Source organism: Pseudomonas sp. No.21 (assembly GCF_054558415.1).
In genome coordinates this window covers 1-26,611 of record NZ_BAAJNO010000008.1, presented here as the reverse complement: position 1 = coordinate 26,611, position 26,611 = coordinate 1, and the positions used below count along the sequence as shown (strand labels likewise).

The 26,611-nt window shown below is 62.6% G+C and carries 22 protein-coding genes and 1 pseudogene; 4 read left to right on the top strand and 19 right to left on the bottom strand.

The features are described from left to right. Nucleotides 1-4: 4 nt before the first annotated feature. Genes ACYJSS_RS17540 through ACYJSS_RS17525 form a run of 4 tightly spaced genes read left to right on the top strand, consistent with a single transcriptional unit; the run spans nucleotide 5 to nucleotide 3,913 of the window. On the top strand, nucleotides 5-925 hold the full coding sequence (locus tag ACYJSS_RS17540; protein WP_236204935.1) for a DUF72 domain-containing protein: 921 nt from the start codon (nucleotides 5-7) through the stop codon (nucleotides 923-925). Next, a complete protein-coding gene (locus ACYJSS_RS17535) occupies nucleotides 922-1,710 on the top strand; it encodes an endonuclease/exonuclease/phosphatase family protein (RefSeq protein ID WP_111264371.1) in 789 nt (262 codons plus the stop codon). The genes ACYJSS_RS17540 and ACYJSS_RS17535 overlap by 4 nt, the downstream gene beginning before the upstream one ends. Next, entirely contained in the window at nucleotides 1,707-2,930 is a 1,224-nt protein-coding gene (clsB, locus tag ACYJSS_RS17530) for a cardiolipin synthase ClsB (RefSeq protein WP_236204936.1), read from the top strand. Before ACYJSS_RS17535 ends, clsB begins: the two co-directional genes overlap by 4 nt. Further along, on the top strand, nucleotides 2,927-3,913 hold the full coding sequence (locus ACYJSS_RS17525) for a lysylphosphatidylglycerol synthase domain-containing protein (protein WP_111264373.1): 987 nt from the start codon (nucleotides 2,927-2,929) through the stop codon (nucleotides 3,911-3,913). The genes clsB and ACYJSS_RS17525 overlap by 4 nt, the downstream gene beginning before the upstream one ends. A gap of 415 nt (nucleotides 3,914-4,328) precedes the next feature. Here the strand turns inward: ACYJSS_RS17525 and ACYJSS_RS17520 are convergent, their stop codons facing one another. The 19 genes and pseudogenes from ACYJSS_RS17520 to ACYJSS_RS17430 form a co-directional block, all read right to left on the bottom strand. Continuing rightward, nucleotides 4,329-5,300 (bottom strand): LysR family transcriptional regulator, encoded by a 972-nt coding sequence (locus ACYJSS_RS17520; protein WP_236204937.1) that lies wholly within the window; start codon nucleotides 5,298-5,300, stop codon nucleotides 4,329-4,331. A gap of 52 nt (nucleotides 5,301-5,352) precedes the next feature. Further along, nucleotides 5,353-6,330, bottom strand: a complete 978-nt coding sequence (locus ACYJSS_RS17515; RefSeq protein ID WP_236204938.1) for a peptidylprolyl isomerase — start codon at nucleotides 6,328-6,330, stop codon at nucleotides 5,353-5,355. 5 nt (nucleotides 6,331-6,335) lie between these two features. Further along, nucleotides 6,336-6,818, bottom strand: a complete 483-nt coding sequence (locus ACYJSS_RS17510; RefSeq protein WP_236204939.1) for a YbjN domain-containing protein — start codon at nucleotides 6,816-6,818, stop codon at nucleotides 6,336-6,338. A 51-nt stretch (nucleotides 6,819-6,869) separates the two neighbouring features. Then, nucleotides 6,870-7,523: a DNA repair protein gene (locus ACYJSS_RS17505; RefSeq protein ID WP_236204940.1), complete on the bottom strand. Its 654-nt coding sequence runs from the start codon at nucleotides 7,521-7,523 to the stop codon at nucleotides 6,870-6,872. A 26-nt stretch (nucleotides 7,524-7,549) separates the two neighbouring features. Further along, the gene (locus tag ACYJSS_RS17500) at nucleotides 7,550-9,244 is read right to left on the bottom strand and encodes a putative porin (protein WP_111264378.1); all 1,695 of its coding nucleotides are present in this window, start codon (nucleotides 9,242-9,244) and stop codon (nucleotides 7,550-7,552) included. Between the two features lie 34 nt (nucleotides 9,245-9,278). After that, nucleotides 9,279-10,007 (bottom strand): energy transducer TonB family protein, encoded by a 729-nt coding sequence (locus ACYJSS_RS17495; RefSeq protein ID WP_236204941.1) that lies wholly within the window; start codon nucleotides 10,005-10,007, stop codon nucleotides 9,279-9,281. 2 nt (nucleotides 10,008-10,009) lie between these two features. Further along, entirely contained in the window at nucleotides 10,010-10,435 is a 426-nt protein-coding gene (locus ACYJSS_RS17490; protein WP_021221719.1) for an ExbD/TolR family protein, read from the bottom strand. 10 nt (nucleotides 10,436-10,445) lie between these two features. Continuing rightward, complete coding sequence (locus tag ACYJSS_RS17485; RefSeq protein ID WP_236204942.1) at nucleotides 10,446-12,305, bottom strand: DUF2341 domain-containing protein; 1,860 nt, start codon at nucleotides 12,303-12,305, stop codon at nucleotides 10,446-10,448. Between the two features lie 31 nt (nucleotides 12,306-12,336). Further along, on the bottom strand, nucleotides 12,337-14,016 hold the full coding sequence (locus ACYJSS_RS17480; protein ID WP_373875103.1) for a ShlB/FhaC/HecB family hemolysin secretion/activation protein: 1,680 nt from the start codon (nucleotides 14,014-14,016) through the stop codon (nucleotides 12,337-12,339). Nucleotides 14,017-14,313: 297 nt separating this feature from the next. After that, nucleotides 14,314-14,428 (bottom strand): annotated as a pseudogene (locus ACYJSS_RS17475) (transposase); the annotation flags it as partial. A gap of 773 nt (nucleotides 14,429-15,201) precedes the next feature. After that, nucleotides 15,202-15,483 (bottom strand): hypothetical protein, encoded by a 282-nt coding sequence (locus ACYJSS_RS17470; protein WP_111264383.1) that lies wholly within the window; start codon nucleotides 15,481-15,483, stop codon nucleotides 15,202-15,204. 909 nt (nucleotides 15,484-16,392) lie between these two features. Continuing rightward, the gene (locus ACYJSS_RS17465) at nucleotides 16,393-16,641 is read right to left on the bottom strand and encodes a hypothetical protein (protein ID WP_236204943.1); all 249 of its coding nucleotides are present in this window, start codon (nucleotides 16,639-16,641) and stop codon (nucleotides 16,393-16,395) included. Between the two features lie 274 nt (nucleotides 16,642-16,915). Further along, on the bottom strand, nucleotides 16,916-17,308 hold the full coding sequence (locus tag ACYJSS_RS17460) for a hypothetical protein (RefSeq protein WP_236204944.1): 393 nt from the start codon (nucleotides 17,306-17,308) through the stop codon (nucleotides 16,916-16,918). A 164-nt stretch (nucleotides 17,309-17,472) separates the two neighbouring features. Continuing rightward, entirely contained in the window at nucleotides 17,473-17,811 is a 339-nt protein-coding gene (locus ACYJSS_RS17455; protein WP_236204945.1) for a DUF596 domain-containing protein, read from the bottom strand. 152 nt (nucleotides 17,812-17,963) lie between these two features. After that, nucleotides 17,964-18,359, bottom strand: a complete 396-nt coding sequence (locus tag ACYJSS_RS17450; RefSeq protein WP_236204946.1) for a hypothetical protein — start codon at nucleotides 18,357-18,359, stop codon at nucleotides 17,964-17,966. Between the two features lie 85 nt (nucleotides 18,360-18,444). Then, entirely contained in the window at nucleotides 18,445-19,047 is a 603-nt protein-coding gene (locus ACYJSS_RS17445) for a hypothetical protein (RefSeq protein WP_236204947.1), read from the bottom strand. A 1,090-nt stretch (nucleotides 19,048-20,137) separates the two neighbouring features. Continuing rightward, nucleotides 20,138-20,356: a WapI family immunity protein gene (locus ACYJSS_RS17440; protein WP_445009245.1), complete on the bottom strand. Its 219-nt coding sequence runs from the start codon at nucleotides 20,354-20,356 to the stop codon at nucleotides 20,138-20,140. A 167-nt stretch (nucleotides 20,357-20,523) separates the two neighbouring features. Beyond that, nucleotides 20,524-20,889, bottom strand: coding sequence for a DUF3969 family protein (locus ACYJSS_RS17435; RefSeq protein ID WP_236204948.1), 366 nt, complete (start codon nucleotides 20,887-20,889; stop codon nucleotides 20,524-20,526). Then, nucleotides 20,890-26,529 (bottom strand): hemagglutinin repeat-containing protein, encoded by a 5,640-nt coding sequence (locus ACYJSS_RS17430; protein ID WP_459480349.1) that lies wholly within the window; start codon nucleotides 26,527-26,529, stop codon nucleotides 20,890-20,892. Nucleotides 26,530-26,611: the final 82 nt, after the last annotated feature.

The following is a 26,611-nucleotide window of genomic DNA, read 5'->3' as shown; positions in this document are numbered from 1 at the left end:
GAGGATGGCTGAGATCCGTATCGGTATTTCCGGCTGGCGCTACGCCCCCTGGCGGGGTGATTTCTACCCCAGGGGCCTGGTGCAGAAGAAGGAGCTGCGCTTCGCCTCGCGGGCGGTCAACAGCATCGAGATCAACGGCTCCTTCTACGCCCTGCAGACCCCCGAGCGCTATGCCGGCTGGGCAGCGGATACCCCCGAGGACTTCGTCTTCAGCGTCAAGGCGCCGCGCTACATCACCCACGTGAAGCGCCTGCGCGAGGTGGAGCAGCCCCTGGCCAACTTCATGGCCTCGGGGCTGTTCCGCCTGGGCGAGAAGCTCGGGCCGGTGCTCTGGCAGTTCCCGCCCAGCTTCAAGTTCGACCCCGCGCTGTTCGCCGACTTTCTCCAGGCCCTGCCCCACGACAGCGACGCCGCCCGCAGCCTGGCCCGCCACAGCGACGCGCGCCTGCACGTGGAAGGCTACCTGGACATCCCCAAGGGCTTGCGCCTGCGCCACGCGGTGGAGATCCGCAATGACAGCTTCCTCGACGAGGCCTTCGTCGCCCTGCTGCGCCGGCACAAGGTGGCCCTGGTGGTCGCCGACACGGCGAAGAAGTGGCCTTACGCCGAAGACCTCACCAGCGACTTCGTCTACATGCGCCTGCACGGCGACAAGCAGCTCTATGCCAGCGGCTACTCGCCCGCTGCGCTGAAGGCCTGGAAGAAGCGGATCGAAGCCTGGAGCCGGGGTGGCCAGCCCGACGACGCCCGGCTGATCAGCGCCGAACCACCCGCCAAGCGCGCCAGCCGCGATGTGTACTGCTACTTCGACAACGACATCAAGGTGCGCGCGCCCTACGACGCCCGCCACCTGCTGGAGACACTCCAGCTGGCCACGCACCTGCAGACCGAACCCGGCCAGCCCCTGGAAGGAGCCGACCTGTGAATACCGTCACCAGTGCCCCCTTGCCCGCCACCGACCTGCTGCCGGCCGTGCACCAGCTGCGCATCATCACGGTGAACACCCACAAGGGCTTCACGCCCCTGAACCGCCGCTTCATCCTCCCGGAACTGCGCGATGCCGTGCGCACCCTCGGTGCCGACCTGGTGTTCCTGCAGGAGGTGCTCGGCACCCACCAGTCCCATGCCAGGCGCTTCAGGAACTGGCCGCCGACGCCCCAGTACGAATTCCTCGCCGACAGCATGTGGCCCGACTTCGCCTACGGCCGCAACGCGGTCTACCCGGAGGGCGACCACGGCAATGCGCTGCTGTCGAAATTCCCCATCCTGCGCTACGAGAACCTCGACGCGTCCATCGCCGGCGTTGAGGAACGCGGCCTGCTGCACTCGGTGCTGGACGTGCCCGGCCACCGCGAGGTGCATGCCATCTGCGTGCACCTGGGGTTGCGCGAGGCCCATCGCCGCCAGCAGCTGGAACTGCTCTGCCGCCTGCTCGACAGCCTGCCGCCGCTGGCGCCGGTGATCGTCGCCGGCGACTTCAACGACTGGCGCGTGCGTGCCGACGACATCCTCGCCGGCCGCGGCCTGGTCGAGGCCTTCGTCAACGCCTATGGCGCCCCGGCGCGCAGCTTCCCGGCACGCTGGCCGCTGCTGCGCCTGGACCGCGTCTACGTGCGCAACGCCACCAGCCATTCACCCCAGGTGCTGCTGCGCCGGCCCTGGTCCCACCTGTCCGACCACGCCCCTTTGCTTGTGGAGGTGCACCTGTGAAATTCGACTGGCGTGAAGGCAACCACGTCGAGTTGCTGATCAATGGCGAGGCCTTCTTCCCGGCGGTGTTCGAGGCCATCGACAAGGCCCGCCACGAAGTGCTGTTGGAGACCTTCATCGTCTTCGAGGACAAGGTCGGCCTGCGCCTCAAGGAGACCCTGATCGCCGCCGCCCGGCGCGGCGTGCGCGTGGAGCTGACGGTGGACGGCTACGGCACCGCCGACCTGGGCAGCCGCTACATCCGCGAGATGACCGAGGCCGGCGTCAACCTGCACATGTTCGACCCGCGTCCCCGGGTGCTGGGCATGCGCACCAACCTGTTCCGCCGCCTGCACCGCAAGCTGGTGGTGGTGGACGGCGAGCTGGGCTTCATCGGCGGCATCAACTTCTGTGCCGATCACCTCGCCGACTTCGGCCCCATGGCCAAGCAGGACTACGCGGTGGCGGTGCGCGGGCCCATCGTCTGCGACCTGCACCGTACCTGCAGCCAGTTGCTGGCCCACAGCGCCAGCGAGGTGCACAGCCTGCTGCCGGAATCGCCGGAAAACCGCGAGGCCGGGCATGCCCGCATGCTGCTGTCGATCCGCGACAACGAGCGCCATCGCAACGACATCGAGGAGCAGTACCTGCGTGCGCTGCGCTCGGCCCGGCAGCGGCTGGTGGTGGCCAATGCCTACTTCTTCCCCGGCTACCGCCTGCTGCGCGAGCTGCGCAACGCCGCACGGCGCGGCGTACAGGTGACCCTGATCCTCCAGGGCCAGCCGGACATGCCGCTGGTGCGCCTGTGCTCGCGGCTGCTCTACAACTACCTGCTGCGCGACGGCGTGGTGATCCACGAATACTGCCAGCGGCCGCTGCACGGCAAGGTGGCGCTGGTGGACGACGAGTGGTCCACGGTGGGGTCGAGCAACCTCGATCCGCTGAGCCTGTCGCTGAACCTGGAGGCCAACCTGGTGATCCGCGACCCGGCCTTCAACCAGCAGTTGCACGACCACCTGCAGCAGCTCGCCGACGCCAAGTGCAAGCGCGTGACGCTGCAGCGCATCACCCGGGGCCACTGGTGGCGGGCGCCGCTGATCTTCCTCAGCTTCCACTTCCTGCGGCACTTCCCGGCCATCGCCGGCTGGTTCCCCGCCCACTCGCCGCGCATCAAGTCGCTGCAGCCGCTGGAGGATGCCGGCGTCGAGCCGGTCTACGAGCAGCAGGAGAAAAGCTCATGAGCGCGCGCAAGGCCACCTGGAAGACCTGGGCCAAGCGCGGCCTGACGGCGTTCTTCTTCTGCCTGGTGCCGGTGCTGCTGTTCATGCTGGTGAAGAACCTCGACTGGCAGGAAGTGCGCCAGGCCATCGCCAACTACAAGGCCACCACCCTGGCACTGGCCGGGCTGGCCTGCGCGGCGAGCTACGCCACCTACTGCTGCTTCGACCTGGTGGGCCGCCACTACACCGCGCACAAGCTGCCGGCCTGGCAGACCGTCCCGGTCACCTTCGTCTGCTACGCCTTCAACCTCAATCTCAGCTCCTGGGTGGGCGGCATCGCCCTGCGCTACCGCCTCTACTCGCGGCTGGGGCTGGACGTGCCGACCATCACCAAGGTGCTCAGCCTGAGCCTGATCACCAACTGGCTGGGCTACATGCTGCTGGCCGGCTGCGTGTTCTCCCTGCGCCTGGTGGACCTGCCCGAGGGCTGGAAGATCGGCGAGACCGGCCTGCAACTGATCGGCTTCGCCCTGGTGGCCGCCGCCCTCGCCTACCTCGCCGCCTGCCGCTTCTCCAAGCGCCGCAACTGGCGGTTCCGCGACCAGGAGCTGACCCTGCCGAGCCTGCGCATGGCGCTGATCCAGGTCGGGTTGGGGATGCTCAACTGGTCGCTGATGGCGGCGCTGATCTGGATCCTGCTGCCCAAGGAAGCCTTCTACCCCTCCATCCTCGGCATCCTCCTGATCAGCAGCATCGCCGGGGTCATCACCCACATCCCCGCCGGGCTCGGCGTGCTGGAGGCGGTGTTCATCGCCCTGATGCAGCACCAGATGTCCAAGGGCACCCTCCTCGCCGCGCTGATCGGCTACCGCGCCATCTACTTCCTCCTGCCCCTGGCCATCGCCTGCGTGGTCTATCTCGTGCTCGAACGCCGCGCCAAGCAGATCCGCCAGCGCGATTGGACCCACACGAGCAAGCCGGGTACGCCGGAGCCCGGCAATTGATGGGTTTCGTACCTCTACCCATCCTACGGGCATGGTGCTTCGTAGGATGGGAAGAGCGAAGCGAAACCCATGCTGATCGGGGCGAGCGCCGCGCCAGGCAGATCCGCGCACACGAACAAGCCGGATACGCCAGAGCCCGGCGATTGATGGGTTTCGTACCTCTACCCATCCTGCGGGCATGGTGCTTCGTAGGATGGGTAGAGCGAAGCGAAACCCATGCTGATCGGGGCGAACACCGCGCCAGGCAGATCCGCAGGCGGGTTGGGCGCACACGAGCAAGCCGGATGTTCCGGAGCCGGGGAATTGATGGGTTTCGTGCCTCTACCCATCCCACGTGGGCACCGTGCCAGCGGGGCGAATAACGCTTCGTAGGATGGGTAGAGCGAAGCGAAACCCATGCTGCCGGTCGCCCCCGCTAGAACCAATCCCGGCGCTCATCGAAGGCGGCGTGCACCAGGGCGACGAGGCGGCGGACCTCTTCGCGCTCTTCCTCCCCGGCGCGCACGGCGAGCCAGGCCTGCATGTCCATGCGCGGCTCGAACAGCGCCGGCAGGGCCATGAGGTTCTTGTCCAGCTGGCCGACGTAGTGGGGCAGCAGGCCGATGCAGGCGCTCCACTGGATCATCTGCCGGAGCATTTCGTAGGAGTTGACCCGGGTGACCCCGGCGCGGCGCTCGGCGATGGCGAGGTTCCAGGGGCGCAGCGCCTCGATGCCGGCGTAGCCCTGCAGGTCGACCAGCATGTAGTCCGCAAGCTCCACCAGGCTGCGCGGGCGGCTGGTTTCGCGGGAGTAGCGCTTGGCGACGTGGGGCAGGTATTCCAGCTGGGCCAGGCACTCCCGATGGGCACTGGCGAAGCCCGGCCAGGGCGCGTCATCGTCGGGCGGGGCCAGCCAGACGCGCAGGTCGGTGTCCGCTGCCGGGGCTTCGCCCTCGTCCAGACGCGCCAGCTCCAGGCGCACGTTGGCGTGCTGGCGGAGGAAGGCCAGCAGGTCGCGGCCGAGGATGTCGTGCAGCAGCGGTTCGGCGACGGCGATGCGCACCAGCGGCTGGTCTTCGTTCTGTGCCAGGCCCGGCGACAGCACCGCCAGGCGTGCCACCAGCTGGGTGCGCAGGCGCCGGCCCTCGGGGCTGAGCACCAGGGCGTTGCCCTGGTGCTGGAACAGCGGGTGCCCGGCCCAGGCCGCCAGCAGCCCGAGCTTCTTGCGCAGCAGCGTCGGCTTGATGCTCAGGCTGCGCGCCGCCTGCATGAAACAGCCGCACCGGGCGGCCACCACGAAGTAGTGCGCCGCTTCTACATCCAGGCCGAAGAAGCCGTCCTCCGGTGCATGCCCGCTGGTGCCGGCCGCGTCATGGGCCGACGCCCGTTCGTTCTCCTGAAATGCCATGAACCCTCCTCCGTAAGGTTGCCTCGCGCCGGGCCTCCCGCCCGGCACCATCTCAGTGGGCCCGCTCCAGCGCCTGGTTGAGGCTCGCACCGTCGATGCTCAGGGTCGCCGAGCTGACCATGCCGTCCAGGTAGGCCCGTGCCACCTGTTCCTGGCGTTGCGCGCGCAGGGCCTGGCGCAGGCGGTCGCGCACCTCGTCGAGGCTGGCGACGCGGCCGGGCTGCTGCTCGGTGAGCTTGAGGATGTGGTAGCCGTCCTCGCTGCGCAGCGGCTCGGAGACGCTGCCCACGCGCTGGCGGGCGAGTACCTGGCGCATCGCCGGGACGAACTGCACAAGCGGCTGCAGGCCGGTGTCGCCACCCTGCTCCGCCGTGCGGGCATCCTGGGAATACTGCCGCGCCAGGGCGGCGAAATCGGCGTTGGCAGCCGTCGCCCGGCGGGCCAGCTCGATGGCCTGCTTGCGCACCTGCTCCTCCGCCGCACCGGGGCCGACGGCGAGGAATATCTGGCTGACGCGGTACAGCGCCGGGGTCACCCAGTTGTCCTTGCCGGCCTCGTAGGCGGCCTGCAGCTCGGCGTCGCCGGGGTAGTCGGCAGGCACCTGGCTGACCGACTCCAGGTAGGTGCGCAGGAGGATCTGCTCGGTGGCGGCGCGGGTCATGCGCTGGATTTCCGGACGCTCCTCCCAGCCCTGGGCCTGGGCCTGTTGCAGCAGGGCCTTTTCCGCCAGGCGCCCGCGTATCCAGCCTTCCAGGGCGCCCCGGTCGGCGCGCAGCTGTTCGCGGCTGGCCGCCGGCAGGCCGTCCAGCACCGCCTGCAGCTCACCCTCGCCCAGCTCCAGTTCACCCAGGCGCGCCACTGCGCGCCCGGCGGGGGCGGCCTGGCTGGCCACCCTCGCCTGCTGCACTTCGGGCGCGGCCTGCACCGCCGCTTCAGGCGCACTGCCCGGGCGCAAGCCGAGCGCCAGGCCCACCGCCAGCGCCACGGCGGCCAGTGCACCGATGCCGACCATCCGGCCCTTGGCGTTCATCGCGCTCACGCCTCGCTGTCGGCGGTTTCGGCCGGCGCCGGGGTGGCCGCGGCCTGCTCGCGGGCCATCACCTGGCTGTAGTCGCGCAGGTAGGCGATGAACTCCTGCAGCAGGCGGTCCCACAGTTCCATCTGGCCCTGCAGGTGCTGCGGGCTGACGCCGGCGGCGACGATGGCGTCCATCTCCAGCACGAGGAATTCACCCTGGCGCGACAGGCGGGCGAAACGGCGGCTGGCGTTCCACACCTCGGCGAGGCCCGCCGGCAGCTCGCCCTGGATGCGCAGGGCGCAGCTGAAGCAGTAGTCGAGGTAGGCGCCTGGGTCAGTGGCCGGGTTGCCGAAGCGCACGGCGAAGCCGATGCCCTGGCTGGCGCTGAGCAGTTGCACCACGCCGCCCTGCTCGCTGCGGTTGACGCGGTAGCCGGCGGCCTGCAGGCGCTCGGTGAGCTGGTCGGGGCTGATGCTGTGGATCATGTCGATTGCGGTCATTGCGCGGTTCCTTGTCTGCGGTTCGGTGCCGGCCACGCCGGCGCCCGTGGGTCACTGGCTGGCGGCGGGTGCCATGGCGGCGTCGAAGTGGGTCTTGTAGAGGGCGTCGCCGTAGGTCTGTGCCAGCTCTTCGAACTTCACCCGGGCGCTGCCGGCGAAGGGCTGGCGGATCTTCATCACGTCACTGACGTCGATCTTTTCGTAGGCCTCGAGGATGTCCTTGGCCACCTGGTACATCTGCTGGTTCTTGGCGGTGCACTGCTGCACCTGCTCGTCACGCGTGGCGAGGTCGGTGGCCAGCTGGGCGCGGGCCGACTCGATGCCACGGGCGCGGCCCAGCAGTTCGTCGTAGGCCTGCTTGAACTTGCCCACCTGCTCGGTGCTGGCCGCGACCTGGGCCTGGGCGGCGCTGCGCAGGCTGTCCTGCTGGCCGGCAAGCTGCTCGGCCTGGCCCTTCGCCTTGGCCAGCTCGGCGGTGAGCTGCTTGATCTGCGCCTGGGCCGCCGCCAGCTGGCCTTCTGCGGCGGTGCGCGCGGCGGCGGCCTGGGCCTGCTCGCTCTGCAACGCCTGCAACTGCTGGGTGGTGGTGCGCAGCTGGGCGCGCAGGCGCTCCTCCATGCCTTCGGCCGAGGCCGCGTTGGCGATGCAGGCGCCCAGCAGCAGGGCCAGGCCCAGCTTCAGCGGTGTGTGCGATCGGGTGTTCATGCTCTCGCTCCTTGGCCACACACGCGTCAGAAGCGCGTGTTGACCTCCAGTTGCAGGACATCGATGTCGAACGGCGCGCCGTAGACCTCCTCCGCGCTCAGCCAGCGGACGCTGCCGACGACGTTCTTGTCGAAGCCGTAGTTGGCACCGAGGAACCAGCCCTTGGCGTTGGTGCCGCCGAGGTGGAAGGACGAGTCGTTGAAGCCGTCCGGCAGGGCGTCGGGCTCGATGCGCTTGTAGCCGGCGTAGAGGTTCCAGTCGCCGTGCTTCTTCAGCTCCAGGGCGCTGCCCAGGGTGAACTGCAGCATCCAGGCGGTATCGCCGCTCTCGATGTTGCCGCTGGCGTCGACGTTGTTGGCCAGCTGGCCGGCCGAGCGCTTGCGGATCTCGCCCTCGTCGTAGCCCAGGTTGCGCACGTAGTGGGCCTGGCTGCGCAGCTTGAAGTCGTCGAACAGCGCGGTGTCCCAGGCGAGGTTGAGGTCAACCAGGTTGAACTCGGAGGCCAGGCCGAAGTATTGCGGCTGCGGCGTGGTGGTGGGGTTGGCCGGGTCGATGACGATGTTGCGCAGCTGCATCAGGGTGTTGCCCTTCTGCATGAAGGCGGGGCGCGATTCGTCGGTGTCGCAGGCCGGCTGGCCGGAGTACAGGGAGCAGGGATTGGAGCGCCGCCCCTCGATGTCGTCGAAGCGGTAGTAGGCCAGTGCGCCCTTGACACTGTTGTCCGTATCCAGTTGCCAGCGGGCGCCGAGCTGGGCGCCGTAGAGCCAGTTGTTCTTGCTGCTTTCCTTGTCGAAGCCATTGCTGCTGGCGGTGTCGGAGCTGTACTCCACCGGGAAGGCGCCGAGGGTGCCGAACAGCCCCATGTCGCGGTCCAGCGGCTGGTCGAACACCGCCGCCAGGCCGTCGAAGTTCAAGTCGCCCGAGTACAGCAGGTCGGTGGTGTAGAACGGGTTGGGCATGCGCCCGCCGGTGAGGGTCAGGCGCTCGTCGGCCTTGTAGGCGAGGTAGCCCTGGTCGAGCCACAGGTCCTTCTTGCCGAAGCCGCCGCCCAGGGTCTGGGTGGTGGACACCGGGCCGCTGTCGGAGCCGGTGCCGATGCGCATGACCGCCGTCCAGCTCGGCGAGAGCACGGCGCGCATGCCCAGGCGGGCGCGCAGGCGCAGCAGGTTCTCGCGGTCCTCGCGGGTGTTGAGCAGCGGCGGCAGCTGCCGGTTGGTGTTGGTGTTGATGTCGTAGGGGCCGCGGTCGTTGATCCGCGCGAAGTCGACGATGCGGTCGCTGTTGGTGTCGGAGTAGTAGCGCGACTCGCTGCGCAGGCGCACGTCGCCCTCCAGGCTGATGCGCGACACCCAGTCGGGGAAGGTGTTGGGCGCGGCCCAGTTCTCCTGCCTGGCCTGGGCCATGACCTCGGCCTTGACCTGGTCGCGGATCTGGTCGCGGACGATGGCCGGCACGTACTGCACGCGCACCTCGCCCGGCACCCCGGCTGGGGCCGCCGGGGCTGCGGCGGCGGCCTGGCGGGCCTGCACGGCTTCGGCCTCGGCCTGCTGGATCAGCGCCTGGGCCTGGTCCTGCTTGAGCACGCCCTGCTGCACCAGCAGGCGGATCAGGTTGATGGTGGCGTTTTCCGAAGGCGCCGGCGGTTGCGCCAGCACCGGGCCGGCCAGGCCGGCGACCACGGCGCCTATCCCCAGCGCCAGTCGGCTCATTCTGCAGATCATGGTTCTACTCCTTGGCTGTTCTTGGTGGCGCGGCCTAGCTGGGCCGGCGTCCTTGCAACGAGATTCGGACCGGCATCGACATCGAGGCCGGCGGGCGTTCCAGGGCGGGCGAGGCACGCAGCGCGGCCAGCACCTTGGCGTCGAGTTCGGGGTCGCCGGTGGACCGGGTCAGCTCCACGCGGGTGACCTGGCCGCCCTGGTCGATCCACACGTCCAGGTGCACGCGGAAGGCCAGCGAGCGCAGCTCGGGGCTGTCGCGCATCAGGCGCTGGAAGGCGTAGGCGAGGAACTGGCTGTAGGTGCCGTTGCCCAGGCGCCCGCCGCCGCTGCCGGCCATGCCGCCGCCCTTGCCGGCGCCGATGTTGAAGGCGTCGGAACCGGCCTGGGCGTCGCCGTCCATCTGCATGGGGTTGGCCAGGTCGTCGGCGGGCGTCGGCGGTGCCTCTTCCTCCGGCTTGACCTCCTCGGGCTCTGGGGTGGGCTCCGGCTCGACGATCTTTTCCTCCACCGGGGTTTCCGGCTCCGGCGGCTTCTCCTGCACCGGCGGTGGGGGCGGCGGCGGTGGCAGCGGGATGATCGCGGGGATCTTCGGCGCCTCGCGGCGCACGCCGCTCATGTCGTTGGCCCACTGCCAGAGCAGCCAGGCGAGGCCGGCGGCGACCAGCGCCCCCACGCCCCAGGCCAGCGGCCGGCGCCATGTCGGCTCGGCGCTGCGGACTTCGGCGAGCCCGCCATCGGGGCCCTTGCTGGGAAAGGTGGTCATGGTCAGCCCTGGTTCGGTTTGCCGGTGACCAGCCCGACCTGGGACAGCTCCAGGCGCCGCAGCAGGTCGAGCACTTCGATGACCTTCTGGTACTGCACCGTGGCGTCGCCGCGCACGATCACCGGGAAGTCGGGGTTCAGCGCCTTCTCGGTGCGCAGGCGGTCCTCCAGCTCCGGCAGGGTCACCGGGTAGGCGTCGAGGAACACCTGGCCGCCGTCGTTGACCGAGATGGCCTTGGTCTTCGGCTGCGCCAGGGAGATGGCGGCGCTGGCCTTGGGCAGGTTGATCTGGATGCCCGAGACCTGGGCGGTGGCGGTGAGGATGAACATCACCAGCACCACCATGAGCACGTCCACCAGGGGCGTGATGTTGATGCTGTCGACGGCGGCGTCCTCGTCGTCGTCATGGCTGCTGCTCAGGTTGGCCATGGCAGCGTCCTCAGGCGGTCAGCGGCGCGCTGCCGGCGTGGAGGCCCCGCCGGTGCGCCGTTTCGCTGAACTGGGATTCGCCGTGCACTTCGGCCAGGCGGGTGACGAATTCGTCGACGAACACCCGCATGTCGGCGCTGACCTCGCGGTTGCGGGTGGTCAGGCGGTTGTAGCCGAACAGCGCGGGGATGGCGACGAACAGGCCCATGGCGGTGGCCAGCAACGCGGCGGCCATGCCGGGGGCGATGGCGTTGATGTTCACATCGCCCGCCATGGCGGTGCCGAGGAACACCACCATGATGCCCAGCACGGTGCCCAGCAGGCCGATGTAGGGGCCGCCGGCGATGGCGTTGGACAGGGTGGAGAGGCGCGAGGACAGCTGCTGGTTCTCGCGGGTGCGCACGCCGTCCATGGAGGCGCGGATGGCTTCGATGGTGGCGGCGGAGATGGACGAGGTGTCGGCGCCCTGGTCGCGGCGGGTGCGGATTTCCTTCACCGCCACCTGGTACAGGTGCCAGAGCGAGGAATGCACCAGCGACTCGTTGAGGGCGCGGTCGTCGGCGAGCAGCTCCAGGCGGGTGCCGACGCGGGCGAACTGCTCGCGGAACAGCTGGTTGGCGCGTATCACGCGGGCCACGCTGCGGCTCTTGCGGATCATGATCACCCAGGACTGGATCATCATCAGCACCAGCACGGCGATGATCACCCAGGCGTCCACCGGCACCGCCTTGAGCAGGAAGCCGAGGCTGCCGAAGCCGAAGCCGGACTGTTCTTCATCCACGCCGTAGACCACCAGGCGCGACTCGGCGCCCTGGGCCGTGGCGTCGGCGAGGATCAGCGCCGCCGGGCGAGCGACCTTGGACAGGCGCAGTTCGTCGATGGCGCCGGCGAAGGCCCCGAAGGCGGCCGGGGCCGCGGTCTCGGCGGTGGCGCCTTCGACGGGTGCAGCCGGCGCGGCCTGGGTGTTCGGCAGGTCGGCGCCGATGGCGATCACCGAGGCGAAGGCCGGCAGCGAAAGCGCCAGGCTGCCGGACTCGCGGCCATTGACGTACAGGCGCAGGGCGCTGCCATCGGCGCTCAGGGCCAGGTGCTGCCACTGCCCGGCGGCCAGGGCCTGGGTGGCCTGGACGCGCTGGCCGTTGACCTCGACGAAGGGCAAGCCCTGGGCCAGGCCCAGCAACAGCGTGTTGCCGCCGTCGCGGCGGGCCAGCAGCAGCTGGTCGCCAGCGGCCTGGTCGGCGCGCACCCAGGCACTGAAGGTGAAGGCGCCACCGGCCGGCAGGGCCAGGGACGGGCTGGCCGGCAGCATCAGCGGCTGGCCGTTGAGCTGGGCGGCGCGGCCGATCACCCCGTCGATGCTGCTGGCGGGCGGCGTCTGCCCGTGGTTGCCGTAGGCGGTGGTGTCACGCGGGGGGGCGCCGACGGCACCGTCGAAGTGGTAGACCAGGCTGTAGTCCGGGTCGAAGGTCAGCTGGCCATTGCCGGTGGCCGGGGCCTTGGCGTTGCCGTAGTACATCCAGATGTCCTGGCGCTGGCCGCCTTCGACCTGGGGCACGTCGACCCAGATCAGCGCCATGCCCATCAGCGGGTCGAAGCTTTCCACCTGGTGGTTGAGCACGGTCTTGTCGTCGGCGGCGACGAAGCGGATGTCCGAGCCGTTCTCGTTGACCCCGTCGAAGCTGAAGTTGCCGGTGTGCAGGCGCACCAGCAGCGGCGTGCGCCCGGCGGCCTGGTCGATGGCCGCGCCCTGGGGCGTGGTGTCGACGGAGATCTGCTTGCGGTAGAGCCAGTCGTCCTGCCACCAGGCACTGGCGATCGCCGGGTACATGAGCCCCAGGCTGATGAGCGCGGTGAAGATCAAGCGTTGCATGTGTGTCACTCCGGAGTCGGTGCCTGTGGGGTCAGAAGTTCGCCTGCACGCTGAAATGCACGCGCGGGTCTCGTTTTTCGGTGTTGGGGCCGTCCTTCAGCGGGTAGCCCCAGTCGAGGCTGCCGGACAGCCATTCGCGCAGCGTGGCGCGGGTGCCCAGGCCGACGCTGGCGAGGCTGTAGCTGTCGTCCTGGTCGGGCAGCGGGTCCTGCAGGGAGAGCTGCGCGCCCTCGGCGAAGGCGTAGAAGCGCCAGTCCTCGACGTAGCCGGCCAGGCCCTTGCCGAGGAAGGCGGCCAGCGAGGGCGTGCGCAGCTCCTGGGAGAGCAGCCAGCCGTCATCGCCGGTGCGTTCGGCGGCCAGGTAGCCGCGCACGCTGGTGGCGCCGCCGGCGGAGAACTGCTCGTTGGAAACCAGCGGCCCGGAGGCCAACTGGAAGCCCAGCTTGGTCGCCGACTGCCAGTCGCCGCCGAAACCGAAGGTGTAGGTGGCGTCGCCCTTGAACACGGCGAAGCTGGGGTTGGCGCGGTAGCGCTTGTAGTCGAATTCCTCGGCGTCGCTGCCGTAGCCGAGGAACTCGCGGGTGCCGGCCACCAGCGCCAGGCCGAGGCCCAGCTGCGAGGCCTCGGTGTAGCGGTAGCCGTTGTAGCCCAGGGTGATGGGGGCGTACTTGAGCGGCACCTTGTCCTCGGCGCCGCCGAATTGCAGCGACTCCTCGAAATCCTTGAAGTCCACGCCCACCGACAGCGAGTGGGCCCAGGGCCCTTGCGGCGGCAGGCCGTAGATCAGCGAGACGCCATAGGAGTGGCCCTTGCCCAGCACGTTGCTGCCGCCGATGGTGGCCACATCGCTGTCGGATTGGTAGCCGGAGAACTGCAGCGTCCAGCGTTCGTCCAGGGGCGCGGCGTAGGAGCCGGACCATACCTCGGCGTTGTCGCGGTCCTCGGGGGCGGTGAAGTAGGTCAGCGAGGCGCTGTGGCCACGCTGGAAGAGGTTGTTGTAGCCGAGGCTGACCACCGAGCGCAGCTTCTCGGTGTCGGCGCTGTAGTCGTTGTTCAGGCCGACGCTGGCCTGCCAGGGGTTCTTGTCCTCCACCTGCAGGTCCACGTCCATGGTCCCCGGGCGCTGGCCCTCGCGTACCAGCGGCACCACCTGGCGGCCGGGGTTGCGGTTGATCGCCGCCAGCTCGCCCTGGACCTTGGCGAAGTCGGGCACCTTGCCCTCCTCAAGTGCCGGCACGTCATCGAGTATGGCCACCGGCGAGTAGTGCCTGGCGCCGACCACGCGCACGCGGCCGACCTTGGTCTCGCTGACCTGCAGGTAGACCACGCCGCCTTCCACCTGCTGTTCCGGCAGCTCGACGAACACCGATTGGTAGCCCTTGCCCTGGTAGCGCTGCTGCAGGGCGTCGCGGGCGCCCTCGATGTCGGCGAGGCTGCGCTGCGGGCCGAGGAAGGGATAGACCGCCTCCTCGATGTCGCGGGCCTCCAGCACCGTGTTGCCGCGCACCACGTACTCGTTGACGTCGACCCGCCGCGCCGGGGCGTCGGCGCTGGCCGCTGGCTGCGCCCCCTCCTCCGCGAACGCCGGCGCGGCGTGGATCGCCAGGGCCAGGCAGGCCGGCGCGAACGGCAGGCTCAGGGCCGCGGCGACGCCTCGTTGGTTGAATGACAGATGACCCACACAGCCCCCTCGTGAAATGGCGCCCGGCATGCCCCGGGCCGCCTTCCGTGCAGGCGTGGCCGCGCCCGAACGCGCGTGCCGCACCGCATCAGTGAACGTTTCGTTGTTGATTCGCCGGCCGCCTTCAGCGTTGCCGTGCGCCGGCCGCGTGCCGGGCCAGCCAGGTGTGCAGCTGGGCGAAGTTCAGCGAGAACTCCGGCATCTGCATCAGGCCGCCGGAGAACACCTCGCCGATCACCCGCTCGATCAGGCGCACCGCCTGCGGGTTGTCCAGCACCTGCCCCAGGTCCCGGACGAAGACCGAGAAGCCCCAGACCCGCTGGTTCAGCTCAAGGCCGACGAACCAGCGGAACAGCAGGTTGTAGTTGAGCTGCTCGTAGAGCTGCTTCTCGCTGGGCAGCGAATAGAGCAGTTGCAGCAGCAGCGCATGCAGCAGGGCCGGCAGCGGCACCTGCAGTTGCTGCGCCCGGGCCCAGCCCTGCAGCTCGGCCAGGGCCTGGCCCACCACCTCGTCGATCTGCGGCCGCAACAGGACCAGCGAATGGCCGGGCGGGATGTAGCTGGACACTTCCTTGAGCGCGCTCTGCCAGTCGTCCTGGGACACGATCCAGACCCAGGGCGCGCCGTAGCGGTAGACCGAGACCGGTTTCTTGCGCGCCGCCTCGACGATCTTCGACAGACGCTGGTCGAGCTCCTGCATGCCCACTTTCGAGTAACCGTCCATATTCCCCATCGCCCCTGTTCCACTGGCCTCGGCACGCCCGCAAACCGCGGGCGAAAGTCGTCGCCATCCCTGGCGACACGTTCCCTTTCGGCGATATCCCTCGCCGTTGATGCTCCGTACATCACCTTGACCGGGGCCGGATGGCACCACCGAACTTTTGTCATCGAATCTTCATGAACGGAGGACGAAAGACCGTTTCTGGCGGCTGGAAAAGCGTCTGGAATGGGCATTACAGGGCAGCCACGCCCACCTCCGCCCGGTGGATGCAAAGAGCGGCATCCACCCTACGCACGGCCCTCCCCCGCGCCTCGCTCGGTGTTCGTAGGATGGGTAGAGCGCAGCGAAACCCATGCAGCGGATTTGGCAGCCCCTCCAGGATCGCCAAGGGGCAGTCCGGGGCACCCGGACCCTCTGACATTTCTGCAGAAACGGCTCGCCCGAAATGAAGAAGCCCGGCTGATGCCGGGCCTCTTCATGGGCACGTAAAGGGCTTAGCGACGAACGCCCAGGCGATCACGCCGCACCGCCTCGCGGGCGGCACGGAACAAGTCGCTGGCATCGGACAACAGCAAGTAGGCCGCGTCGGCCACATTGGCCAGATCACGCCCATCGACACAGGAGCCCTCCATGCACGAGAGACTGGCGAGCAAATCTCGCGCAGCAACCAAGCGGTACTCGGCTGTCTCCTGGAGTTCCATGTAGGACCGGCTGCCATCGAGCAAGAGGACAGAAGAACCGGAAGGGTTGGCGGAGAGCGGGCGCAGGTCAGCCATGATGAACACCTCCACCACTGCAACGATGGCTGGGTGCGAATACAGAAGAAATGAAGCTATCGAGAGCGGCGCGAGTCATGACGTGAGGCTCCTGGTGTAAGAAGAAGGCGCCCGCAATCGGATAGGCGGCGCCTGTGCACCTAGAGAGTTCGACCGGCCAAGATCGGCTACGGGATTGACCGCAACGGGCGGACTATATGAGGCAGTGAGAAAGCCTGCAAGGGCAGTTTCCAAGTGACCACCACTAACACCTGCCAAGTGCGGACCCTTGAGGAAATTTCGGAGAAGTCACGACCGCCCCTACCTCTATTCACCCCTCAGCGTTGGGATGGGATTGGTGGTGAAGCGATATGCCCTCGACCCTTCAAATATTTTTCTCAGTCGCTCCAGAGAGGGCTCTACAACCCGGCCATCTTGGCCGAGTACGACAAGGCAGTCCGCATCTTTGGCAAGTTCGGCAAAAAACCTCAACTCATCGACGACGGTCTCACGGGCGTCGATGGAGACCACTACGTCATCTGTCCAGAGCTCCACTCGCGTACCGTTATCGCGTCCGAACATAGTCGCCTCTTCGCTCTAGGAACCTGATAACGGATACCGAGATTCGACCCGCGACCGAATAAGTGGGGAAACGCCTTTCCCCACCCAGTAATCGAGGAACTCCCTGTTTTCGTCGAACTCAGAGTCGACAGAGTGAGGTTTGTACTCATCGAGATACAAAGGAATATATCCGTGTACTAACAGCAACCCGGATGTGGGCACCAGATAGATTCTGAAATGCCAGATAGCCATTCTTGGCCCCTCTATTTTTTATACGCACCAATCAAGCAACTCCTCGCTTCTGCTCGCCATAAACAAGACAAGAAATTTATTTCGGACCTATAGGATTACCCCCCCAAACCACATCTTTCAGGTTAACTGGTAACGCTCATCCAGCCCAAACAATGGAGCCAAGACTTCTTCCCATATATATTTTTGAAACGACTGCCACTCCGTCAAACTATCGAGCCTGAAAAAATAGCAACGAACAGCCCCTATAACCATATTAAAATCGTCCTTACTCAGATCAACAAAACCGATCTGATCAAGCACAAGCATTTCCACTGTTTTTTCATAAACCCTAGGGTTTCGCTCCCGCAAGGCGGCATCAAAAAGCATCTCCACTGCATCCGAAGCTTTTCGATTCAAGGTACATGCAAGCTTTTACGTTTTGAGTAGCCTATAAAAACTGTAGCCCCCACAACTCACCTCATAATCATAATTTCATCACGCTGATGATTCAGGAGCCCTTCCAATACAGCAGTCAATATTTTTCTGTTTTTTCAAGCAGCGGCATAGCCGCATGCATACCCTTTCTCTTTGACACTAAGAAACATATCCACCCCCTCTAGAACCACAGTTCTTTACACACTCCACAGCAGAATAAGACCACTTATTCAAAATAGAAAAACCCTTCATTATCGCCACATACCCTTTTAACACTAGACATCGCGCCATTCCCCCCAACATAAACCCAACCCTCACTGACGGGATCTGGAATATAACACTCAACCCCCAAAGTAGAAGATGCAGAAATAATTCTCCCCTTTAACTCCGCAGCACTCATCTCACATCTAAATAGCTGCAACAACATTGCAGCCTCCCCAAGAACATACGAAAAAATGCATAAACATCTGCAACTGGATAAATCCAATGCGCCCGCTCTCTCATAAAACTCAGCATCCTGACAAACAACAACCTCATCTACAGGCGCGTCCACAACCAGAGCCATGAGAGCCGTTAACCCTTGGACAGAAACGTTATGTTTCAACAAGAAATCAATCATTATTTATAGCCTTCCAACCTTTAGAGCCTCAGCCCTTGCTTGGCCGTCAATTTTCATATCCTTCAAGATCTTGCCTGCTCCAGGGGAGTTGCCAGTTTTATTCGCAACTCCAAAAATGAGTGACGGCCGACCGGTTCATATCCCCACTAAAAGCTGAGTCACGTCTAATACTCCTTCCCATCCGAGTCTATCCACACAAGTCCAGCAGGAGCCTCTGCGAGAAACCAGAATCCATCAAGATCATCGTCACTTGGCTCTAAAGGCCACACAGCCCTTAAAACATTCAACTGCTCAGAAATAGATCCAACCAGGAATACGCCGTCACGCGCGAGCTTTATATCTCCCGCCGACATCAAACGTTCAAGCAAGGAGAAGAAAGCATCGACTCGGTCAGTGCCATCACGAGACAATTCACGAAGCTCAACTGTCATATGCTGCCACACGGCACCCATTGACAACCCAAATGCGCTTCGCAAAACATTCCGATAGAGAGTATCAACCATCACCACCTACACTCACACAGACCAAAATGAGAACAAGCACAGCGATAGAGCAGCCCTTCACATTCCTCCTGCTCAATAATTGGAGTGCGAATAGAGCCAACCCAGCCTTATTATCATCCTATCGGAATCAACACAAAATACACCGCACAAAATCAGAATCTTCTCAATTTCTCAATCAACTCTTCCGTGATGCGCACTTTATCCAGCTCAGGATTGGGCTTCTCCACGCTACCAGTAAAAAATTTTGTCCTGCTATATTCGGAATCCCCGCAGTTTCCATCAGGAGACGAGTGAGGAACCCCTACATTATCCGCATACATATCGACAGACTCAGGCAGAACCCTAAGCTCATGAACTCTATGAACAACCAAGAACTGCTGCAGGTCAGCGCAACCACCTATGGACGGTTGCCATACCCCTCCTCCACCAAGCTCAGAAAAACCAAAAAACTTGTGCTCGGGAAAATCCATATACTTAATAGCTATACTTTTGCCCAGCACCACACCAACCCTGCAATCCATACAAACAAGATAATACCCTTCTGACATCTGGCACCTTCAGCAAACGAGGCATTAGCCTTCCAATTTACAGCCACCGACATGCGACGAAGCGCAGCCCATACAGCCCAACAACTCAACAATAAAGCCCAGAAAAGTATTTGTTTATATCCCTCCCACTCAAGACTCTATCAATAGAGAAATCCACATCTGCCGAAACTGCAACTCCTTTACGCAGCTCTTCAGGAAAGTCCTCAATCCCACCCAACACGCTGGGCATCAGAAACCTGAAATAGTCACCTACTTCAGTACATCCGTCATACCCCACCGGATAGTCCTCCCCTGGATAACTGCCCTCCACACCATGATAAACATAGAAACCTCTATTTTTCGGTATATTTGCATCCGCAAACTGCCCCCTACGCTTCAGCTCATTCAGTAGACTTTCGAAAACCTCTTCTTTAGAGGCACGTTTTCGCCAAGCAGATGCAGAGTATAAATCCACTTCAAAGTCACCACACTTATCCTTCGGACAGACTCCAAACTCAGCAGACTCTCCCCATACAAATTCATTCATCCCATCAAGAAAATCTTCAGCTTTCTCCATCATCAGCAACTGCCGTGGCAAATCCCCGAAACAGTTATTGACCATCATCGCCAGCCTGCCATATTTATCCATCGCAAACCAAGTATATACAGTGCCAAAACCCGGCTTCCAGTTTTGATTCAAGTCACCCATATCATTCACCAGACTTCTCACAACCTCTACACACACGCATCCATGGCATCAGGAGGAAACCGGCCCCGAGCAAGCACCAAAAGATCAACTCTCTACTTTACTCGACCATACTCTTTGCTGTACGTGCATACTCATCTGCCTTCTGCCCCACCGCTTCATGGTTTCAGCCGATCTACCTACCCTGTCGACAGACGGCTTGATCAAGGTCAGTAAGCTTTTCATACTGCAAGTTCGCACCTTATTCTGGAGACTCCAAAACCCTTAACGACCGCAACCATCTTAGATAGGTACCCTGAAAAATCAGGAATCACGTCATCTATATAGAGTCGGTTTATAGATGCCGAAAACGACAACCATGTAGGATTCACCAGCCCCCTCCACTTCCATCCTCACAAGTCATAACCAACCCAACCCTTGATGTTGAGTCATGAGACATCAAAAATTCATCCAACCGAAACTCTGAAGCCTTACAGATATTCCAATTGTACTCACCATCATCAGGGCTCAAATACATAGCCTCCTCAGCAAAACTTGCCACCCAACCAGAACGACAAAGAGCCCTAACATGTCTCGATCATGACGCTCCGAAAATTCAATATCAACACTCGCTTGCGAACCCATAATTAATGCTCCTTCACAAGAAATGCTCTTTAAATCCAGCCATTCCTTTACGTGGACTGGGATAGGGCCATTGGAATGCACTTCAACGGTCGCTGCATTTTTCTTAGCTAACACAACATGCGCCCCAACATCGGGCTTGGTTTTCTCAACCCCTCTTCGACCCTGAGCGCCCCACATTCATTTGAGAAAAATCAATGAGTTGAGTAATCTTGGCTGTCACCAATAAAACCCAAGACTCATTCCCCCATGCAGGCTGTTCAATTTTTACACGCCGCGCTTGCGCAGGCACTCCCGATGGTTCATGCCCGTTATCTCAATGCAGTGGTCTACTGATCCTAGACACCGATTAGGCCGGATTCGAGGTCAAAGGATTCAGGTTATGCAGGGGTGTTGGGTGATTACCGCAGAGTGAAATAAATAGCCCCAGCAGTGCCGGGGCTATTTTATATTCATAGAAAACCTAAAACACTTAGGTCATGCCTGAGCTCATCAAGCTCCTCAGCCAACCCAAAAAACCCTTCAACTCAATAATTCTCAAAAAAAGGCCAAAGGACTGCCATGACTCACTAGCACCATCAACTGAAACTCTTACAATCAGCCACTCCGAGTCATACGGACATGTATTACCCTCAAACTCATAGTCAAGAACTCCCAACCGAAAGCAAACCCCAGCCCCACACAGGTCCATATATCACCAACGGAACCTGCCCTTCGGAAAAATCCAAACCTATATCCCAAGACATAAAAATTCTGATGCCACTAGCAAAAACCTATTACAACTCTTAACTCTATTCTCATCGCAAATCAATAGCCCCTAGCAACGCCCACAACACCATGTATTATGTGCCAACTTAATTACTGCAAAAACCTCAACGAAACATCACCGATAGCACCAGGGCTATCTTTCAAATACTTTAATAGACGACATATCAACCCATCAATTGCGCTATCAAACCCATCAGGCTTGAGGCTCAAGTAATCCTCCAGCTCACACCCATCACTTACAAGCCCACACAGCACCTCATCCATGCCTCTGCTCCGCATATATTTCACCGTCCTAGGTGAGAATATCAAACTCTCTGCGTACTCTAGTGTCTCGACTCGTTCCTTTAACCCATACAACAAACCAACAGCCAGAACAGCAATTGCTCTGGATGCATGATCACCATTCATAATATGTAAAATACAAACCTCATCAACAGCCGAATTTTCGCCACTCATTCAGTTACTCCACCCAGATTTAATTTTCACATTAAAAACTTTCCCAGTCTCACTTTGAAAGTAATGCACGGAAACTCTTTTTCCATCAGAATCATAACCATCTTTGTATATTTTGTACCAGTCCCCCCTCTCAACCTTCCTCAACTCATACAGCAACTCATCATTCTTCATTTTATTCTTAGTTGTTCCACCCCTTGCCTCGCGAAAACCATACGGATATTCAGGGGCGTTTCTTACAGAGTCGTACACATTTCTTATGTCTGACTCACTATACATCGCCCCCGGAAGGAGGTCTTGATCTATCGGCTCAGTAACAGTACTCCACCCACCGCCCCCGTCGATTGGAGACCCCCCAGTCGAGGTTGAACCAGAAACTACCTCACCACTGCCATACCCTCCACTTGACGGGTTCTTCTCAGGATTAACAGTTGGATTTACAAGTGGTACGTAATCCTCCTCATGGATGAGCCTACCGCCCAGCTTGGCTATCACCTCATTTAGAATGCTTACTCGCTCTTGCCTTTCCTGACTATTAGCAGCGCCGTCAAGGAAATTTCCAAGATCTTCGTTTTGCGTATTGTTGCCTTGCGATGAAGAACTAGATACCACGACCACCAAAGCGCCAGCTACCAACGCAAGAGCAGCAAGCTCAACAAACTGCGTGAGATTGTTAACTGGGCCTTTATGGCGTTCATTAGCAGCAAGACGATTCAGAGCGGACAGAACATCAAGTGCCGCTCTGGGGTCATCCACTACCAATTTATTGACACGCTCTACAACTACACTTGCTCCCGGCGCGGCCAACTCTGGCAGGAACATATCCATAAGCTGCTTAGCGGCCGCAAGACGAGTTTGTTCTCCACCTTTCAGCAAAGCTCTTTCAGCGCTATTGACTTGAATTACAATATTTACAGCGTCCGGAGGAATGCCGACTCCAACCGCAACCCCCGCAAAGATCAACTCTCTACTTTGTTCAGCCGCATTCTCGGCTTTATAAACATACTCATCTGCCGCCTGCCCCCACCGTTTCAAAGTTTCAGCCGGACTACCCACTGCCTCGACAGACGACTTAGTTACATAAAGATCCTTACGCTCTTCATGGTCTCTGGTGATCTCATACGCCTTGCTGACATCACGATTGAGCCCAGCGGTGGAGTCGGCACCCGTCTCTGAGTCCTTGCGCACGACGATGTCGCCATTACCCACGGTAGCGCGGACGATCTGTTGGCGATCCTTCTCGTATTCCCAGCCGTTTACGCTCCAGCCGGCTTCGCCTTCCTTGCCTTTGCCAACCTGGCTAGCGTCCTGCGTCGTGCCACCACTGCTGCCTCCGGCGCTATAGGTGCCACCAACGTTGAGGTAGTAGCCGTGCTCCTTGTCCACGCCGGCAATGTCGCTGTGGCCGAGCGTGTTGGTGTCCAGCTTTAGATTGCCGCTGTCGGATGCGATGAGTGCGCCGTCGATCTGGGTGTGGTTTTCAGTGCGGATATCCAGCTTGTCCTTGGCGGTGATGCTGGTCTGCTCTCCCACCCAGTTGGTCTTGCCGGTGGTCTGCCCATAACCGGCGGAGCCACTGAAGCCCGCACCAGGGCCGAAGGTTGCGGTGGCACTGACATCGAACTCCTTGCCTTTCACTTCGCCGGTATCGACGGCAGAGGAAACGTGCAGGTCGCCTCCCACGCGCCCGACGACCTCATCGCCGCGTAGCGTGGCGCCTGAGATGGTGGTGTCTTTGCCACTGTTGAAGTTCAGACCGTTACCCGCGTAGAGATAGGCCTCCTGCTGGCGATCCGCGTCTCTCTCCAGATCGCCCTTGCCCATGTTCACGCTGACATAGACGCCCACCCCTTGCGAGCCGAAGGTCAGGCCGACCTCGCCACCCGCGTTGTGGCGGTTGCTTTCGCTGTTGCTGGCGTTCTGCGCGGAAACAATATTGAGGTCGTTGCCCGCGTTCAGGTTGATGTCCCGCTCGGCCTTCGCCTCGGCACCGATCAAGGTCAGATCGTTGCTGGCCTGAAGATTGATGTCGCGTCCCGCCTCCAGTTGGGTCGCGGTGGAACTGCCCTGGCTAAAGTCCTCGTTCGCGACGCCATTGCTGCCGCCGACCCCGACCTTGAAGCCGCCGGACGTGCCGCCATGTATACCGCCCCAGCTCTGCCGCTCCTGGTTCTCCTCTCGGGTTTCGCCCTTGGCCACGTCCAGGGTGATGTCACGCCCCTTGACGTTGATGTCGCGTCCGGCGCCGAGCTGGCTGCCTTTCACCTGCACATCGTTGCCCGCGATCATGTTCAGGTCGTTGCCAGCCTCCAGGGTGGAGGCGCGGGTAGTCTGCTCGGTAATCTCCTGGCTCGAGCTCTGCTTGGAGTTGCCCAGTTTCACATCCGCCGTCGGGCCGGCCAGGAACTGGCTGACCGCATCCACACCACGCAAGGCGCTGGAGCCCTGGCTGACGCTGTTCTCACCTTTGCCGGCGTTGCTCACCGCATCCTTGGTGCTGCCGAAGTTGTGATTGAGGCTGATACCCAGGCCCTGACGTTCCTGGACTTCGACATGCTCGATGACCTTGGTCTCGCGGGCAGCATCGATATTGATGTTGTGCCCGGCCTTCAGGTTGATGTCGTTGGATGCCGCTAGGTCGGAGCCGATCTGGTTGATATCGCGCCCCGCATTGACGCCAAGATCCTTCCCGGCAGTGATCTGGCTGGCCGCAGCCGTCTGTTGCTCCAGACGGTTCTTTTCCTGGGCGCGATCAGCACCGATGAACAGGTTGATGCCGTTGTCATTACCCGAAATGCCGATACCGACCTGCTTCTTCTTCTCCCAATCGCGCTCAGCACTGCTGTTTTGAGCCGCCACGACGTTTACATCGCGACCGGCATCCAGGCTGACATTGCGACCAGCATTGATGCCGCTGCCGATCACGTTGATGTCGCGCTCCGCCTGCAGCGTCGCATCCCGGTCCGCGTACACCTGGCTGCCGACACTGGTACTGCTCTGCGCCTCGCGACCGGCCTCCTTGGCCGAAGAGATCGACAGGAAGCCACCCGAAGTGGAGAGACCGACCTTCTTCTTGTATTCCTTGGTGAGGCTGTACGCCGTGTCGTTGGCGGAAACGAGGTTGATGTCGCCGGTGTCCTTCACCAAGCCGGCACGCAATTCCACGTCATTACCCGCGCTGGCTTCACTGGCGCGCAGACGGATGTCGTTACCCGCTGCGATCACGACATCGTTGCCGGCCTCCAGCTCACTGGCGACCTGGGTCGCGCTGGTCTTGAGCTGGCTCTTGCCGCTCTTCGACATGCCGAGGAAGCCGGACTTGGTCTTCTTGCTGTAGGAGCCGTGCTCCTCGACTCCGGACAGGACTGCGACATCCCCGGTCGCGCCTACCAGCAGGTCATTACCGGCATGCAGTTCGCTGCCGATCACGGTGACGTTGCGCCCACCGTCGATGTTCAGGCTGCCATCGGCCGCCTTGCTGGTGTTGAGGGTGAGATCGCCACCCGCTTCGACGACGGACGCGATATTGGTGCTGTCGTAGCTTTCCCGCTGCTCGGTCTTCTTGCGCCCAAAGGAGCCCTTGCTCTTCTTGAAGTAGAAACTGGCGTCCTCATCCTTCGCGGAAAGCAGGTTTGTGTCCCGCTCGGCATCTAGGGCCACATCCTTCGCGCCCTTGATCTGGCTAGCGACCAGGGTCAGATCCTGGCCTGCCTCGATGGAGATATCACCACCGGCCTGAATGACGGACGCCTGCTGACGAATCTGATCGTTGCTGCTCTGGACCTTCTTGCTCCGAGAGGCGCGATGGCTTTCGTTGGCCGCAGACTCGATGCTGACATCGCGCCCTGCGATCAGCGCCAACTCCTGTACAGCCATTACCTTGCTGGCGACTATCCCCAGGTCCTGGCCCGCTTCGGCACGGAGGGCGCCACCGATCTGTACGTCGCTGCCGTGGTGGGTGACCTGCGACTGGGTCGCATAGGACTTCTTGTACCGGGCATCAGCACTGTCCACCTCAGCGACTGCACCGATGGTGAGGTCACGCCCGGCGCTCAGGTTGGCGTCGCCTCCAGCCTTGAGCACACCCCCCAGATTGTTCAGGTCACGGCCCGCGTCCAGATCGAGGCTGTTGGTCGCTTCGATCCTCGCCGCACTATCCACCGACGCCTGGCTCCAGCTGAAACGCCCGCTGTGCTCGGTGTAGCCGACGGAGCGCTCGTTGGTGATATCGCCCTTGACGGCCGCGACGCTGACGTCCTTGCCATTGATGATGCCGCCCTGGGCGTTGCGGATGCTGTCGGCGGCCAGTAGCGCCAGGCGGTCGCCGGCCTGGATCAGGCCCCTGTTATCGATGTTTTCGGCGCTGGCCTGAAGGCCGGCGCTGGCACGGAGGGTGCCCTTGTTGGCGAGGTCGCCGCCGCTGATCAGGTTGACGTCGCGGCCTTGTATCAAGGCGCCGGTGGGCGCGAGGCGATTGTTGGCCTGGGCCAGGTAGAGCACCGGTACAAGGACCTTCTCGCCATTCACCTCCTGCTCCTGCATCCACACGATGTCGTGGGTCAGGGCTGCGACCTGCTCGGAGGTCAGAGCCACGCCAGGGGCAAGGTTCAGCGCGCTCTTGCTGGCGATGGCGTTGTCCATCAGGTAGCGGTACATGGCCTCGTCGCTGTCCAGACCAGCGATCAGGCGCTGGCCGGTGCGGGCAATGACGGCTTCGCGGATCAGGCGCTGCTCGTAGAGGCCATCACCCAGGCGTTTCTGCGCCTGGTCGGGGTCGAAGCCGAGGCGGCCCAGCAGGTAGTCGGAACTGAGGAAGTTCTTCAGGTTGGCGAAGGCGGGGTTGGTCTCCACCAGGTAGCGGTGGCTGGGGTTGCTGCTGACCTGGAACAGGCCGTTCTGGCCCTGGGGCAGGCTGAAGCCTGGCAGGGTCAGCGGATCAACCGACTGCTGATGGGTATCTGGAGGCAATTGGGCGTTGAGCGTGGCGACCGGCTTGGCATCGCTGCTCACGGCAGTCTGGCCGACGCGGCTTGCGCCTCGGTCGATCTGCTCACCTGGGCGTAGCAGGCCGTTCTCGATCGTCTGGGTGCCCTTGATATCGACGCGACCTCCAGCCTGGATCACTGCGTTAGCAACGTCGCCACCTCCCGAGGTCTGGGAGACGCTGGAGTTGCGCACACTGCCGATGGCGATAGCGCCCAGCGGCATGGCAGCCGGGTTGTAGTTCGGCGAGGCGGGGTCGTTGTAGTCGTTGTAGCGGCCGATGTTGGCGATGAAGCCGTAATACGCGCTCTCGCTCTTGGTATAGATGTAGTAGTCGTAGTAGCGCTTCTCGCCACCAGCTGCGCCGGTATTGAGGAAGTTGCGGGTGTCGAGGCTGATGTCGCCACTGGCGGACACGGTGCTGAAGCGGTTGTCGAAATCCCCACCGACGAAGGTCAGGTCGCCGCCCGCAATGAGGCTGGCGCGAGCCGAATCCTGGGTGATCTTGAGACCGAACTCCTCCTCCACCACATAGGAGGCTTCGCAATGCTTGCCCTTGCAGTTGTCGGTACCGGTAAGGGTAATGCGACCGCTGGTCTGGCTGATGGTGGAAGCGAAGATGTCCTTGCGGTTGATCAGTGAAGCGACGTCCAGGCGCATGTCGCCCGCACTTTCAACGGTGCCGGAACGGTTCTCCAGCAACGCCATCTGCCCATTCGCATCATCCCTGGCGGCGCTCAGG